15 protein-coding genes are annotated in these 14,274 nt (G+C 60.5%); 2 read left to right on the forward strand and 13 right to left on the reverse strand.

All coding sequences use genetic code 11. The annotated features are described in order from the left end of the window. Positions 1-225: 225 nt before the first annotated feature. From DC522_RS29705 to DC522_RS29730, 6 genes are all read right to left on the reverse strand, one after another. The gene (locus DC522_RS29705) at positions 226-1,623 is read right to left on the reverse strand and encodes a M20 family metallopeptidase (RefSeq protein ID WP_116532101.1); all 1,398 of its coding nucleotides are present in this window, start codon (positions 1,621-1,623) and stop codon (positions 226-228) included. Continuing rightward, positions 1,624-2,655, reverse strand: a complete 1,032-nt coding sequence (locus tag DC522_RS29710) for an ABC transporter ATP-binding protein (protein WP_116532102.1) — start codon at positions 2,653-2,655, stop codon at positions 1,624-1,626. Further along, a complete protein-coding gene (locus tag DC522_RS29715; protein ID WP_116532103.1) occupies positions 2,652-3,626 on the reverse strand; it encodes an ABC transporter ATP-binding protein in 975 nt (324 codons plus the stop codon). Before DC522_RS29715 ends, DC522_RS29710 begins: the two co-directional genes overlap by 4 nt. 3 nt (positions 3,627-3,629) lie before the next feature. Beyond that, positions 3,630-4,526 carry an ABC transporter permease gene (locus DC522_RS29720; RefSeq protein ID WP_116532104.1) on the reverse strand — a complete coding sequence of 299 codons (897 nt, stop codon included), beginning with the start codon at positions 4,524-4,526 and terminating at the stop codon, positions 3,630-3,632. 1 nt (position 4,527) lies between these two features. Then, positions 4,528-5,445, reverse strand: a complete 918-nt coding sequence (locus tag DC522_RS29725) for an ABC transporter permease (protein WP_116532105.1) — start codon at positions 5,443-5,445, stop codon at positions 4,528-4,530. A 191-nt stretch (positions 5,446-5,636) separates the two neighbouring features. Next, entirely contained in the window at positions 5,637-7,169 is a 1,533-nt protein-coding gene (locus tag DC522_RS29730) for an ABC transporter substrate-binding protein (protein WP_116532106.1), read from the reverse strand. 170 nt (positions 7,170-7,339) lie between these two features. Between DC522_RS29730 and DC522_RS29735 the strand changes: the two genes are divergently transcribed. Then, positions 7,340-8,272: a LysR family transcriptional regulator gene (locus DC522_RS29735; protein ID WP_116532107.1), complete on the forward strand. Its 933-nt coding sequence runs from the start codon at positions 7,340-7,342 to the stop codon at positions 8,270-8,272. Between the two features lie 224 nt (positions 8,273-8,496). On the opposite strand, the gene DC522_RS29740 is transcribed toward DC522_RS29735, so the two are convergent. The 4 genes from DC522_RS29740 to DC522_RS29750 all read right to left on the reverse strand — a co-directional run bounded on the left by DC522_RS29740 (position 8,497) and on the right by DC522_RS29750 (position 11,330). Further along, positions 8,497-9,006, reverse strand: a complete 510-nt coding sequence (locus tag DC522_RS29740; protein ID WP_116532108.1) for a hypothetical protein — start codon at positions 9,004-9,006, stop codon at positions 8,497-8,499. Between the two features lie 202 nt (positions 9,007-9,208). After that, on the reverse strand, positions 9,209-9,376 hold the full coding sequence (locus DC522_RS35160; protein WP_165820376.1) for a hypothetical protein: 168 nt from the start codon (positions 9,374-9,376) through the stop codon (positions 9,209-9,211). Positions 9,377-10,024: 648 nt separating this feature from the next. After that, positions 10,025-10,849 (reverse strand): universal stress protein, encoded by an 825-nt coding sequence (locus DC522_RS29745; protein WP_116532109.1) that lies wholly within the window; start codon positions 10,847-10,849, stop codon positions 10,025-10,027. A 253-nt stretch (positions 10,850-11,102) separates the two neighbouring features. Beyond that, the gene (locus DC522_RS29750) at positions 11,103-11,330 is read right to left on the reverse strand and encodes a recombinase family protein (RefSeq protein WP_116532110.1); all 228 of its coding nucleotides are present in this window, start codon (positions 11,328-11,330) and stop codon (positions 11,103-11,105) included. A 348-nt stretch (positions 11,331-11,678) separates the two neighbouring features. On the opposite strand from DC522_RS29750, the gene DC522_RS34435 reads away from it, so the two are divergent. Continuing rightward, positions 11,679-12,107 (forward strand): hypothetical protein, encoded by a 429-nt coding sequence (locus DC522_RS34435; protein ID WP_133239407.1) that lies wholly within the window; start codon positions 11,679-11,681, stop codon positions 12,105-12,107. A 200-nt stretch (positions 12,108-12,307) separates the two neighbouring features. Here the strand turns inward: DC522_RS34435 and DC522_RS36525 are convergent, their stop codons facing one another. The 3 genes from DC522_RS36525 to DC522_RS35530 form a co-directional block, all read right to left on the reverse strand. After that, positions 12,308-12,448, reverse strand: coding sequence for an amidase family protein (locus DC522_RS36525; protein ID WP_245444687.1), 141 nt, complete (start codon positions 12,446-12,448; stop codon positions 12,308-12,310). Positions 12,449-12,972: 524 nt separating this feature from the next. Then, on the reverse strand, positions 12,973-13,995 hold the full coding sequence (locus DC522_RS29765) for a hypothetical protein (protein ID WP_116532112.1): 1,023 nt from the start codon (positions 13,993-13,995) through the stop codon (positions 12,973-12,975). Beyond that, positions 13,973-14,274 (reverse strand): hypothetical protein (locus tag DC522_RS35530; RefSeq protein WP_205769840.1); only part of this gene is annotated, 302 nt, incomplete at its 5' end. The genes DC522_RS35530 and DC522_RS29765, both read right to left, overlap by 23 nt.

A 14,274-nucleotide genomic window follows, 5' to 3' on the forward strand; every position in this document is an offset into this window, starting at 1 on the left:
CCAGAGAGCATCAGAAACAAGAGGTTTGGCCATGCCAAACCAACGCGCTCACCCCGGTTTTGTTAGGCACTCTTAGTGCCTCGGACGTGAAAAGTGGACTTGCACTTTTGGGTCCGAGGCTCCCTCTCTCAAGCAGCGCATCGTTGGATGCGACCCGAAGGGCCGCGCTAGCGAATAACCGGGTCCCCTTTTCGCTGACGCGGACCTTCGGTTCCGCACGATGCGCTAGGCCTTGGCGAGCGGCGGGATATCTCCGGTGCCGAGATCCCAATAGAGCCCTGCCATCATGGCGAGCGCCTCGCGGGCGATGGCAACCGGCAGATGTTCGTTTGGAGCATGTTGGGAGCAGCCGGGATAGGAATGAGGCACCCAGATTGTCCGCAGTTCCAGGATCTCCGAAAAGATGTCGTTGGGCAGGGAGCCGCCGAGATTGGGCAGAATGGCCGGCTTTTTGCCGGTCGTCTTGGCGAGCGAGTTCACGGCCCAGTGCACCCATGGATCCTCCGGATCGAGCCGGGTGGCATGGAAGATCTCGTCACGGCTCTTGGCGATCTCGACCATGGTGAAGCCGTTCCGGTCGAGATGGCGGCGCAGGGCCGGAAGAACCTCGTCCGGGTCGACGCCAACCACGAAGCGCAACTGGCAGCGGGCCCAGGCGCTCGGCGGAACAGCATTCACGGGGGTTTCGGGGTTGCCGGACTTCATGGCCAACACGTCGAACGAGCACCAGCCGAAAACCTGCTCGGCCGATGTCAGGCCGGGCTCACCCCATTCCGGATCGATGGTGGGGCCGTTGGGCCCACCATCGACCTCGCAATCGGCCAGCACGCGGCGGACCGAGGCCGGAACCTCCTTGGGCACCCATTCATGAATGCGTATCTGGCCGGTCGGGGAAGCAATCGTCGCAATCGCATGGGCGAGCTGAATCGCCGGATCCGACAGCAGGCCGCCCCAATTGCCGGAATGATGGCCGCCGTCACGGGCGTTGATCGACATGTCGAAAGTCACGCCGCCGCGCGAGCCGAGGAAGATCGTCGGCCGCTCCGCGTTGAGGCGAGGGCCGTCGGACGCGATGAGCACATCCGCCTGCAGGAGCTCTTTCTGTTCCTCGCACAACTCTCGCAGGCCCGGGGAGCCCATCTCCTCACCCATTTCGATGAGGTATTTCGCATTGAACCCGAGTTTGCCGCGTGTCTGGAGTACGGCCTTCAAGCCCGCGATATTGATGACGTGTTGACCCTTGTTGTCCACCACGCCGCGACCATACCAGCGGTCGCCGATTTCCGTGAGAGTCCAGGGGGAGAGCCCGTCGCTCCAATCCTTGTCGAGCCCGCGGATGACGTCGCCGTGCCCATAGCCGAGAACGGTCGGCAGAGCTGGGTCTTCGATCCGTTCCGCGAAAAGGAACGGCCCCTTGGCCTTGGGGTGGTGCAAGGTCTTGCACGTGAAGCCAAGGCTTTCCAGGAGCGGGCGCATCTCGCTCTCGATATAAGCCGTGAGCACTTCGGCGCGATCCGGATTTTGACTTTCGGTTGGCATGGCGATCAGGCGCGCAAGATCGGCCTTAAGTGCCCCGGACTCGAAATAGGCTTCAGCCTTTGCAATGGCCGCTTCGCGAGACATTTACGAGTTTTCCCTTTGCTGGAGGAGAGCGGAATGGGCCTGGAGCGGCACCACGTTCTGCGGAACGGATGCGCTCAGTTCAGGATCGTGAAGATGGCAGGCCACGGCGTCGCGGCCGTGCTGCGTGAACCGGGGCACGGTCGTGCTGCATTGGGCTAGCCGCTCGGGGCAGCGCGGATGGAACGGGCATCCGGGCGGCGGATTGAGAGGATCCGGGAAGGCGAGCCCAAGTCCCGTCTCCGGAATGCCAGCGCCGGGTTCGGGCGTCAGGACCGAGGTCAGCAGAGCCTTGGTGTAGGGATGGCGCGGCGCCTTGAAGAGGGCTTCCGTTTCGGCGAGTTCCACCACGCGGCCGAGATACATGACGGCCACACGGGTGGCGATGTGCTCGACCACGGCAAGGTTGTGGCTGATGAACACGTAGGTGAGGCCGAGCTCCCGCCGAAGATCCATCAGCAGATTCAAAATCTGCGACTGAACCGAGACGTCGAGGGCGGAGGTTGGCTCATCGCACACCACGATTTCCGGATTCATCACGAGCGCCCGGGCAATCGCCACGCGCTGGCGCTGGCCGCCCGACAATTCGCGCGGGTAACGGTCGGCGAAGCGCTGGGGCAGGCCGACCTTGTCGAGAATGTCGAGGGTCCGCTTACGCCGTTCGGCTGCGTTGCCGATGCCGTGGACTTCAAGCGGCAGGGACACGATGGACGCGACGGTGCGGCGGGGATTGAGCGAGGAATAGGGGTCCTGGAAGACCGGCTGCACGCGCCGCGCCATGCCTTTGCGGCCAAGTGAGTTGATGTCCTGGCCGTCGAGGGTGATCTGGCCCGCCGTCGGTGGCAGGAGGCCGAGCAGCATGCGGGCGAGGGTGGATTTTCCGCAGCCCGACTCCCCCACGATGCCGAGCACTTCGCCTTTGCGGATATCCAGGTTGATGCCGTTGACGGCGTGCAATGTGCGCCGTGCCTTGAACATCCCCTGGCTGACGCCGAAGGAGCGGGTGAGGCCTTGAGCTTCAAGAAGCGCCGTCATGCTGCGTTCTCCAGAATGCAGCGCCACCTCTGGCCATTCTTGGTTTCATGGACCGGTGGTGCTTGGGTGCAGATGGACTGGGTCCGGCTGCAACGGTCGCGGAAGCTGCAGCCGCGAATGTCGCCGACAAGCGAAGGCACCACGCCGGGAATGACGCCCAGTCGACCGCCCGGCACCGTGCGTCCCGGTACGGGAATGCAGTCGATCAGCCCCTGCGTGTAGGGATGCTGCGGGTTTCGGAATAGCGACGCGGTCGGCCCTTCCTCGACGACCTGGCCCGCATACATGACAGCAACGCGATCCGCGATCCGGGCCACGATACCGAGATCATGGGTGATCAAGAGCATTGCGATGCCGAGTTCGCGCTGCAGATCCGCCAGAAGGCGCAGGATCTGGGCTTGGATCGTCACGTCGAGAGCGGTGGTGGGCTCGTCGGCGATCAGGAGTTCAGGTCCGCACATCAGCGCCATGGCGATCATGACGCGCTGGCGCAGGCCGCCGGAGAGCTGGTGCGGATATTGACCAAGGCGCTCGGCCGCTGACGCGATGCCGACCTTGCCGAGCAGGAAAACGGCGCGCTCGCGGGCCTCCGCATCGCTCGCGTTTTTGTGCTGGCGATACGCCTCAACGAGTTGATTGCCGATGGTGTAGGCGGGGTTAAGGGCAGTCATCGGCTCCTGGAAGATCATCGCCATGCGGTTGCCGCGTAAGCCATTGATCTGCCGCTTGGATGCCTTGGAAAGATCCTCTCCTGCAAAGGCAAGGCGGCGCGCATTGCGCTTCGCGGCCTTTGGCAGGAGGTCCATGATCGCCAGGGACGTCATGGATTTTCCGCACCCGGATTCTCCCACGAGACAGAGCGTCTCGCCGCGCTTGACGGAGAAGGAGATGTCGCGGACCGCATGCAAGATGCCGCGGGGAGTGGAGATGTCGACGTTCAGGCCGTCGACCTCAAGGATCGTGTCGTTCATGGGTTAGGCCCGTCCTTCCGGTGAGATCACGTCGCGCAGGCCGTCGCCCGCGAGATTGATGGCAAAGATCAGCAGCGCGAGCGCCGATCCGGGAATGGCGATGAGCCAGAACGAGAAGAACATGTAGGCCTTTGCCTCGGAGATCATGAGACCCCACGAGGGTAGGGGAGGCTGAACGCCGAGACCCAAGAAGGAGAGCGCTGCTTCGAGCAGAATGGCGCTCGCCGCCTCCAGGGTCGCGACGACAATCAGATGCGGGACGATGTTGGGCAGCACCTCCCGCACGATGATGCGAGTGGTCGACGCCCCTGCGGCTTCCGCAGCCGCCACATAGTCTAGAGAGCGAACCTGTTGCGTCGCGCTTCGCATCACCACGGCGAAGCGGTCCCATTTGAGGAGGCCGAGCACGAGGATCACGATCCACAGGGAGCCGCCGACCATGGCCACGACGGCGAGCGCCACCAGAATGACCGGCATGGACAGCCGGGTCGTGACCAGGAAGGTCACGGCTAGATCGACCTTGCCGCCGAAATAGCCCGCGAGAAGGCCCATTGTCGTGCCGATTACGCCGGAGATGAGCACGACGCTCACGCCAATCAGAAGTGAGATGCGGGCACCATAGAGAATACGGGACAGATAATCGCGGCCTAATTGATCGGTGCCGAGCGGATGCAGCCAGGATCCCTTCTGGTACCAGACGGGCGGCACATTACGCAGAGCAAGATTCTGGGCATAAGGGTCGTGCGGAGCAATCAGCGGAGCCAGGAGCGCCAGTGCGACGATCACAGCGAGGATGCCAGCGCCGATGACGAAAGCCTTTTGGCCCAGAAAGCGGCGAACAAGCCGCATGGTGGGAGAGGGCTCGGGAACATTGGGAATGGAGAGAGCGAGATCGGTCATGTCAGGCCACCCGGATGCGCGGATCGAGCCACGCGTTGGCAATGTCGGAGGCAAGCGTCAGAAGCACGTAGACCACCGACAGGAGCAGAACGATGATCTGCATCACCGGGAAGTCCTTGTAGGTGATGCTCTGGTAGGCGAGATAGCCGAGCCCATCGAGAGCGAAGATGGTCTCGATCACGACGGAGCCGCCGAGGAGAAACCCGAGCTGCACGGCCGTCAGCGCCACCACAGGCACCACGGCGTTGCGCAGTGCGTGCTTGAAGACGATCTTTCCTGCAGGCAGCCCCTTCGCGCGTGCGGTGCGGATGTAATCTGCGGAAAGCACTTCGATCATGCCAGCCCGGATCAGACGCATGAAAGCGGGAGCCACGTAATATCCAAGGGCAATGGTCGGCATGATGAAATGCAGCCATGTGGCCGAACCGGAAACCGGAAGCCACCGCAGCGTGATCGAGAAGATCATCACCAGGATCAGTGCGAAGAAGAAGTTCGGCAGCGCCTGTCCGATCACCGCGATGGCAAGCGCCAGCCGGTCGATCCAGGTATTCGTATAGACCGCCGCCAACACGCCGAGAGGGATCGAGATCAGCAGCGCGAATCCAAGCGCCAGGATGCCGAGGAGGATCGTTGTCGGCAGCTTGTCGAGAACGAGCTTGCTGACGTCGGTCTTGAAATAGATCGATGTGCCGAAATCACCCCTCAGGGTCTGCCATAGCCAGTCGGCATATTGGACCAACAGAGGCCGATCGAGGCCATAGGTCTGGCGGATGATGGCAAGGTCTTCTTCCCGCGCACCCTCACCGGCGATGGCTATTGCGATGTCACCTGAAAGGCGCAGGAGAAAGAAGGCGATTGCCGATACAGCAAGCGCGACGAGAAGCGCCAAGCCCAAACGTTTGAGAATATAGCCGATCACGGCATTGCTCCGTGTTGCTCGAATGATAGGCCGCTCGCTTATCCAGACCGCGAAACGACAGCCGGAACTTTGGAATGGCTTCGCGCAGGCGCGCATGGCGCGTTTCACCGCAACAAAAACGCTCGCCTGTGGCCAAGAGGATGTTCCGTGTGGAACGGCCCTTCGCAGGCCGTTCCATCAAGATCGATCGCTTACTTCCAGGACATTTCCCAGAACCGCGGCATCTCGTCAGGATAAGCCTTGAAGGACAGATCTGACGTGGCGACGTAATAGACCGGCAGCGAGTACAACGGCACCGCATAGGCCTTGTCAGCAATGATCTTCAGGGCCTCACGATAGGAGGTCTTGCGGACCTGTGGGTCGACCGAAGTGTCGCCCTTGGTCAGGAGATCGCGCACCTGCGGATCGCGGGTGATGTCCTCCGAACGGAAGGCGAAATAGTTCGACGTCGCGGCGGAGACGTCATTTACGGAGAACGAGCCCCAGGTCTGGTGCGTCAGCATGGCCTTGCCGCCGGCGACGATCTCGCGCATAGCGGCATATTGCAGGAACCGCAGATTGGTTTTGATGCCGACAGCCTGAAGATAGCCGATCAGCGCTTCGGTCTGGTTGCGCTCACGGTAGGCCACGATATCGAGCTCAAGCCCGTTGGGGTAGCCCGCCTCGGCCAGAAGCTGCTTCGCCTTGGCTGGGTCGTAGGCATAGCGCGGTGCTCCCTCATCGGTACAGCCGAACTGCGACGGGAAGCAGATGGTGTTGAGGACACGTGAGCCTGCGCCGACAATGGACTTCACCATGCCATCACGGTCGATGGCATGGATGATGGCCTTGCGCACCCGCTCATCCTTGAGAGCCGGATTCGGCGTCCCCTCGAGGGTGTTCATCTGCATGAACACGATGCGCATGGTCTCGCCAGAAACAACCTGGAGGGTCGGAACGGCCTCGAGCTGCTCCGCCTGATCCTTCGGCACATGCATGATGAAGTCGACGCCGCCGGAAATGGCTTCCGCCATTTGCGTCTGACGATCCGGAATGAAGCGGATATCGATCTTCGCGATTTTCGGCTGCGGCTTCGGGGAGCTCTTGAAGTAGTCGGGGTTCTTCTCAAGGGTGATCGACTTGCCCGGTACGTACTTCGTTACCTTGTAGGGGCCTGAGCCGATCGGCTTGTCGTTTTGTCCTTTCGGACCGACCTTCTCGTAATACTCGTTCGGATGGATCACCACCGGTCCCGCGAGATATTCGATGGCGGCCGGGAAAACCTGCTTGGTCGTGATGCGGACCTTGTACTTATCCAGCTTCTCGGCCTTCTCGATCCAGCTGACATTAGCCTGGGTGACGATCTTGTTCTCGGGCTTGGCGATGAAGTTCATCGTGTAGACGACATCGTCCGCATCGAACTCCTCGCCATTGTGGAATTTCACGCCTTGGCGCAGATCGAACTCAAGCGTGCGATCATCGATCTGGCGCCAGGCCGTCGCAAGCTGGCCCTTGTATTCGTTGGTGTTGGGGTCTCGGTAAACGAGCGTATCCCAAACGTGCTGGCCGATGATGACGCCGATGCGAACGTTGTTGAAGAACGGATCGACGCTCTCCGGAGCCTGATCATAGGCGAAATGAATGGTGTCGTCGGCCTTGCCTGCGAAGGCAACGCTTACGAACACGCTGGTCAGCAGCGCCGTAGAGGCAAGGCTTAAAGCGGCAGCCTTTCGAAGAAGGGTCATTGTCAGTCCTCTGGAGCTATATTGTTGTTTTGTTTCAAAAACTGTCCAGCCGGCGTCGCGATTCGTTAGGCCTCTACGCTGGAAGCTTTCCAAACTTGCCAAGACTTTCCTCTTGCTTCCATAAGAATGATTCGAAAGGATCGTTGCCTTTACGGCAACGGGGTGTCTGAATGAACCAATCCGCCTTGCGCTACTTTCTGGAAGTGGCGCGAACAGGCTCGGTGAATGCGGCGGCCGATCGATTGAGGGTCGCGGCTTCAGCCGTCAGCCGACAAGTCGCGAAGCTTGAGGACGAGTTAGGGGCTTCCCTGTTCGAGCGACGCTCTCGCGGCATGGTCCTCACACAAGCCGGACGGCTGCTGGCGTCCTATGCTCAAAGGACTGCTCTCGAGAGCGATCAGATCGTCAATGAGATCCGGGAACTCAGCAGTGCCGGTCGCGGTCTGATCCGGCTCGGGATTACCGAGGGGCTCGCCGTCAGCTTCATTCCGGAGATGATCCATGCCTTCCGGCTCGACCGGCCGCACCTCCTCTTCAATATCAAGGTTTTCCCACCCGCTGGCGTGGTCAAGGCCGTTCAGGAGGGAGAGGTGGATGTCGGCGTCACATTTTCCGTGAAACCGGAAGGAGGGGTGAAGATTCAGTGGCAGCAGGCGATGCCATCCTATGCCATTGCGAGCACGAACCATCCTTTGATCAGGCGGGGGAGGGTAGAGATCTCCGAACTGCTCAAATATCCGATCGCTATTCTCGATGATGCGGCGACGATCAGGCAGGTGCTCGACATGTATTGCGCCAGCAAAGGTGTTTCGCTCGAGCCCGTTGCAACCTCAACGAACATCGCGAGCCTTCTGACCCTCTGCAGGCTCGGCGCTGCCGTGACCTTTTCAGCCTACATCTCCGTCCGGATGGCTGTGAGAGACGGACATGTCGCCATCGTTCCCTTCAACGAGGCCAGATTTCTTGAACGAAATCTCCAAATCCAGACTATGCTCGGTCGAACCTTGACTCAGACAACTATGGATTTCATCAGCTTCCTTGTGTCCGAGCTGGAGAAGCCGGAGGCGACATATCCAATCTCACCTGAGGGAGGGGCAGCGTGACGAGTGTTGTCTGATGTTGTTTGCCCGGCTCAGGGATGCGAATTGAAAACCGGAGCTCCAGGCTGATAGGAATGCAGCTCGTTTGATGGTGAGCGAGCTTTGCATCGCGCTTACGCGTATCCGGGATGGCCAAGCGCTGGAGGCGATCGCGCGGGCGAAGCGGCAGATCTCTAACTTGTTCAGAGCTCCATTGGCCGTCCGACATTTGCAATGTCGGACGGCTTTTATTCTTCTTCTGCGTAGTACTTGGCTGCTTTTGCCGCTTCATTCCGGATGATGCGCGCCAAGTCGCGGGCCATACCGGGCGTTAGGCTCGCCTTCACGGCGCGCTTGGTCTGGACATCCTCGCCGCTGATCAGGACGCCACGTCGCTTGCGCGCGACCTTGAGGCTGATTTCGTCCTCACCGGTTCCAAACATGGCCTTCTTGCCGACGGTGTCCTTCGCCTCGGCGATCTCAAGCAGCGCGTCGGCAATCTGCTCGGCCTGTACGGGAGTCATGGTCGGAAAGCTGAAGTCCTTCACGGTGAACCAGACGCGGCCCTCGACGGCGGTGACTTCAAAGTTAGGGAGAATATCAGGGAGGCGTTCGGCGGCGATTTCGGCGTTGATCCAGCGCTCGATCAATTCGGTGATCGTGATGCCTTCGGCCTCGGCGAAGGTGCGCAACTGCGCGATGCGCTCGGCGGGCAGAATGATGGTGCTGGCGATCCTTTCCCGTTTCGGGGTGGTCATGGGACCCTCATGGCTATTGCTACAGGGTGGGTCATGCAGACCAAGCCGTCAAATGGGAAGAACGCCTGATCTTCCGAGAGGTGCCTCTTTGAGAGGCGGCTCAGCCTCGCCTGATAGCCTCGAGAAGGAGTTGTCGTTGGGCACGCGACCCTAACTGGGGCTCCTAAGCAGTCCTGACCTGCGCTGCCAGCCGGCGGCAGGGCTACCTCTGCGAGTAGAACACCTCATCCGCCCAGCGGTCATAGAGGTGTTGGATGGTGAGATAGGCCTCGTAGGCACGGTCGTAACGGTGGGCCGCCGTAAAGCGCTCTCTCAGGGCGCGCAGGCGCTCAAGCCGATGACTCCACTGAGCTTGACGTTCGCGTGACATGGTCCCTCTCCAGTCAAAGGGATGTCAGAGCCCGATCTTACTCCTGCCGCCTTAACAAACCCTGTAGCAAGGTGGATAATCCTAGTGGCGCGCTTGGATTAACTCTCTTGGGGTGATCTCCAGCCTCCCTGAGGGGCGTTCCGTCATCTCTGCCGACCGTGGGCGAAGGTTCGAGGTTCTCGTCGCGTAAGCGACGAAAGGATGCGCTCTAATATTCTTTGCCGCCGTCCTGCGACAGGTGCAGGATCATGGCCTGTGAAGGTTCAGTGAGACGATCGGAAGCCAGATGCATCCTTGCCTTGCTGTGTTTGAACGCGCACCAGTCAGCCCGTGCAGATGATCCGGGGTACTTTGATACATAAAATCTGTTTTATTGATTGGTATCCGGCGAGGTTCGCATTCCCTTGGGCCGCTTGAGGACTTAAGGGCAGGGTGAAGTTTCGAAGCTGGGTGGCCGCTCCCCCAGCGTTTCTAAAGCATCGGACCCAAAAGTGGATTGCACTCTTGGGTCCGGTGTTTCCTCTTTCAAGCAGAGCATCGTTCGGGGCGGAAACCGGATCCCCTTTTCGCTGACGCGGCCCTTCGGGTCACGGGCGTGGCCCTTCGGGTCGCTGACGCGGACCTTCGGTTCCGCACGAGGCGCGAAGTTCAATGCGCCATCAGCACGGGGACCGTCATCGACGCGAGGATGGTTCGGGTCGTGCCGCCCAGCACGATTTCCCGCAGCCGCGAATGGCCATACGCGCCCATCACGATCAAATCTGCGCTTTCGTCCGCGGCATAGGATACAAGGGTGTTGGCAATATCCACATCCCCGCTCGTAAGCGTCTTTGCTTCAGCCTTGATCCCGTGCCGAGTCAGATGCCGTGCCATAGTTTCGGCTGACGCGTGCGACCCCCCTCTCGAGTGTGAGTTTGACACTGTCACAACCTCTACCCGGTCGGCCGTCTGGAGGAGCGGCAGGGCATCCGCGATGGCGCGGGCCGCTGGGCGCCCCTCGTCCCACGCGACGAGCACGGTCCTAAGCTGTGGGGGCACATGGATGTAAGGCACGATCAACGCTGGCCGCCCTGACCCGAAGAGCACAGGCTCGATAAGGTCGGAGGTGTCGGGCCTCCCAGGGTTCGGTTGCTCGAGAACGGTGGCGTCGAAATACCGCGCGAGACGACTGACCTCTCGGCCGAGGTCTCCGCTCGGGGCCTCGAGCATCAGCGTCTCCACGGTGACATCCGTCTGCTTGGCGCTCTCTTGGAAGGCATCAAGCGCTCTGCGCGCGGCATTCTCGACGTCTTCCCGAATGCGGGAAAGGATGTCGCCTGGCATCTCCGCCGAGACCACGGGGGGCAGGGCGGGGCTGACCGCAGGCGAAGCGACAGTCAATCTTGCGCTACACAGGTTGGCCAGCCACAATGCATGGTAGTTGCCGGCTTCGGCGCCTTCGCGGGTCAATAGCAGCAAGTCTTTGAAGGCCATATCCGCCTCCTCTGATCAAGGCGGGGAGTGGAGGGCAGTTGCAGTCCTCCAAACAAACGCAATTATAGCACGAACACGAACGGAGACCTATTCTCCAGTTGCGGCAATGCGATGGCCGAGCTTCCGTAGTCCTACGGCGCTGAAGCGTCATAGCGCTGACCTCTTGAAACTCCCCCACACAGTTCCGAGGTATATTTGTGCGGAGGTTCTATCCCGCTGGTCTCCCCGACCACCCTCCGCGACTTAGCCCCGTTCAGGCAGATCCCAACGGGGCTTTTTCCTGCCCTAGCACCCGCATCACCCGAGTTTCCGTCCAGTCCTTGCCCCGGGCAGTCTTGATGTGTCGCTCGTTCAAGACGGCCGCAATCTGCCGGAGGGAAATGGCACCACTAGACCATTGTGCGGAACCGAAGGTCCGCGTCAGCGAAAAGTGGATCCGGTTTTCCGCTCTCAACGATGCTCTCATTGAAGGAGAAAGCATCGGACCCAAAAGTGTAAATCCACTTTTCACGTCCGAGGCTGTAGCCCGGATGTCCTCCACGATTGGCCCTATGTCCGCTGCACGGGAGAGAAATGACTATGGACGTCAACCCGCAATGGATCACCTTGATCTCGGCTTCCACCGCGATGATCACGTCGAGTAGACTCCAGGCGGCCGACTCCTTCCGCCGTCCTTCTGCCTGACAGGCATGGGCGCCCTTGTCCTTTCCATCGCGAAGAAAGTCTCCCATGGATCCTATTGCATCCGCTGCGGCCAGAGCGTGCCAGCTATAAGGCAACGAGTTTTTCATCGTTCCTCGCCGAGTGTATATCCGGAAGGAGCTCAGTGATGGCTGTCGGAATGCGATCATGCGAGGAACTGGGGCGTCTGGACATCGGTCCATCCCTACGCACGCGGGTGAATGGTTGGCGCATTGCATTGGCCGCTGGATGTCTGGTCGCCTCATTGATTGCTCGTACCCCCGTCGAGGCCGACGAGTTCGATCCTCTTGTCGCCTATGAGGAAGCGAGAGTTCTCAACGATCAATGGCAGGCTTGCGCCGCCTCCTTCGTAAGGAAACGGCTCCGATCCCAGCAGACGGCAGAGCGGCTTGCGGAGCGGGCACTTGATCGATGCCGGGTACGACAAAGTCGGTTGAGCCGCTTCCTAACTGGGAGAATCGGAAGAAAAGAAGCCAGCAGCGTCATGGCGCTCCTGCGTGAGAAATACCGATCCGGCCTGGTTGCAGCCATCATGGAACTGCGGGCGCGTGATTAGCCCTGCTCGGCTGCCCGCTTGAGAGCGTCGCGATGCGACGCTGAGCCTGGCATTCTTGTATGAAGGCCCGGAAGTGGCACAAAGCCGAAGTAGACCACACGTCCGCGCTCACGCGGTGAACGGACTTTACGCAAACATCATGCGTCCACGGTGAGACCAGGCCGGGGAGATGCTGCAAGTATCGGCGGAACGCGATGAGATCATCGCTGCGCCTGCTCCATTTGCGCCGCAAAGGAGAAGAGTGTGGTCTCGTCTCGAAAACGCGCGATGGCCTGCACGCCAACCGGCAATCCCTTGGAGGTCCAGTGCAGCGGCAGGCCGGCAGCCGGCTGAGCGGTCATGCTCCAGATGGGTGAGAACGGCATGAACCTGAAAGTGCGATCTGCTGCCTGTCGGAGGAGAAGCCCGCAGTGCAGGTACTGGCTGACTTCCAGGCGAGCTGCTACAGCATTTTTCGGTGAAGCGGGTCCGGTTCACCGTCAAAAAATGCGGCCCAGCAAAGAACAGAGCTGATTCCTTGCCAATGGAATCAGCTCTAAGCCCTGTAAGGTGGCCTCAAGCCCTTTGGCTCGAAGTTCTCCGTGCCTGACAGGAGGGCTCACCAGCGTAGGCGTGGGCAAGAGGTCATAGGTTTCAAAGAAGGTCGCAATTTGCCTGGTGGCTCGATGCAGCCGTTCGAGCGGTTGTCGGCTCGGCCAAGATGCCGAGGCTCGGTCACCTCTTGGTGCTGCCGAGGATAATCAGACCAGCGGCCTGAAAGCAACGAACCATTTCGCTGTCTTGTGGTGGTATTCAACCACGCCAGATCCGATTGCTTGGTTAAATCATTCGCAACCAGAGCAGCCATTGTGTCCGCTCTGGTGAGTTACGGCTGTGGCGGCTCAGTTGGTACAGGTGCCGTACCTGATACAGCACCTGTACCGGGTGTGTTTCCCGTGGCGGAGGGCGTAGACAGTTGCTGACGTGCCTCGGCAAGCCGACCCTGCGCATCAGCGAGGTCTTGTCGGGTTGCCTGAAGGCGTCCTTCCAGCTCTGCTATCTCTCTGTTTCGAGCAGCCAAGTCGTCCGTTGCCTTAGCAAGCTGGGCTTGAAGATCGTTCTGTTGCCGGGTGGCTTGGTTCTGGATCTCAGTCAGCTCCCTCGTGAGACGCTCTCGCTCGGTCCGCAGGTTGGAAAGGTCCGTCTGGGCGGAGGCCTGCTCCCCACGCACCTGCTGGAGCTGCTGCTCCGCCTGCGGTAGCTGATTTTGGAGTTCCGACAGGCGCTGTGAGAGCGCCGTGATGCTGCGGCTCAGCTCGGCAGTGCGTTGCTCATTGGCCTGCAGGCTTTGCTGGGCAGCGGCGGTCTGGGACTGGACCTCGGTTCGGGCTTGTGTGAGTTGCGTCAGTTGCTGCTGCTGAGCTTGGATGTCCTGCAGGATGGCGCTGAGCTGTGCCTGAGCCTGGTCACGCGCTTGCGAGACTTGGGTGAGTTGCTGCTGCGTTGCCTGGAGGGACTGCTGCAGGGTGTCGAGCTGAGTTTGGAGCTGCTCACGAGATTGAGCTGCCTGGGTGAGCTGCTTCTGCGAAGCCTGGGTGGTTTGCTGCAGAGTATTGAGCTGGGCCTGGGTTTGGTCACGGGCCTGTGTGATCCGGGACAACTGCTGCTCGGTGCCTGCGATCCTGGTCTGCAAATCCGCCAACGTTGCTCCGGCGCGCTGCTGCTCGTCGAGCTGTCGCTGTAGGGCAACCTGCGCCTGCTGCATGCGGCTCGTTTCGGCTTGGGCCTCCTGTAGCTGGCTAGAGGAGGAGAGCCAGATGCTGAGAGCCAGAAGCCAGCCCAACACGGCAGCGCCAGCCAGCACCAGAGACAAGGGTCGCTTCAGCTCAGCGCGGTAATCGACTGGCATGATGATCCTCCTTCGCGTTGGCCGCATAGTCTAACGCAGAACGATTATCAGCGTTGCTTTGCGTTGGGCATGTGTCGATCCGCTTTCGCCGTGCGTAGCGATTGGGCGAAGGTGTCTTGATGGCACTGAGCTGAAGCAGACCCAACGTCCGCTCAAGAAGGGAATACCAGACGTACTCGAAAGGTAGAGGATTTCCTGGTCTGACCGAGGTCGTGTGAAAACGCGATGTCGGACTGTCCGTGATGGCCGCTGTTTGCGTATGCAGCCCCGGCCGGCATG

Origin of the sequence: Microvirga sp. KLBC 81, assembly GCF_003075415.1 — a bacterium.
In the GTDB taxonomy this organism is placed as follows: Bacteria; Pseudomonadota; Alphaproteobacteria; order Rhizobiales; family Beijerinckiaceae; genus Microvirga.

Coding starts and splice junctions, on each gene's coding strand:
- DC522_RS29705 (WP_116532101.1), bottom strand. CDS start 1,623: ATGTCTCGCGAAGCGGCCATTGCAAAGGCTGAAGCCTATTTCGAGTCC.
- DC522_RS29710 (WP_116532102.1), bottom strand. CDS start 2,655: ATGACGGCGCTTCTTGAAGCTCAAGGCCTCACCCGCTCCTTCGGCGTC.
- DC522_RS29715 (WP_116532103.1), bottom strand. CDS start 3,626: ATGAACGACACGATCCTTGAGGTCGACGGCCTGAACGTCGACATCTCC.
- DC522_RS29720 (WP_116532104.1), bottom strand. CDS start 4,526: ATGACCGATCTCGCTCTCTCCATTCCCAATGTTCCCGAGCCCTCTCCC.
- DC522_RS29730 (WP_116532106.1), bottom strand. CDS start 7,169: ATGACCCTTCTTCGAAAGGCTGCCGCTTTAAGCCTTGCCTCTACGGCG.
- DC522_RS29735 (WP_116532107.1), top strand. CDS start 7,340: ATGAACCAATCCGCCTTGCGCTACTTTCTGGAAGTGGCGCGAACAGGC.
- DC522_RS29740 (WP_116532108.1), bottom strand. CDS start 9,006: ATGACCACCCCGAAACGGGAAAGGATCGCCAGCACCATCATTCTGCCC.
- DC522_RS35160 (WP_165820376.1), bottom strand. CDS start 9,376: ATGTCACGCGAACGTCAAGCTCAGTGGAGTCATCGGCTTGAGCGCCTG.
- DC522_RS29745 (WP_116532109.1), bottom strand. CDS start 10,849: ATGGCCTTCAAAGACTTGCTGCTATTGACCCGCGAAGGCGCCGAAGCC.
- DC522_RS29750 (WP_116532110.1), bottom strand. CDS start 11,330: ATGCTTTCTCCTTCAATGAGAGCATCGTTGAGAGCGGAAAACCGGATC.
- DC522_RS34435 (WP_133239407.1), top strand. CDS start 11,679: ATGGCTGTCGGAATGCGATCATGCGAGGAACTGGGGCGTCTGGACATC.
- DC522_RS36525 (WP_245444687.1), bottom strand. CDS start 12,448: ATGACCGCTCAGCCGGCTGCCGGCCTGCCGCTGCACTGGACCTCCAAG.
- DC522_RS29765 (WP_116532112.1), bottom strand. CDS start 13,995: ATGCCAGTCGATTACCGCGCTGAGCTGAAGCGACCCTTGTCTCTGGTG.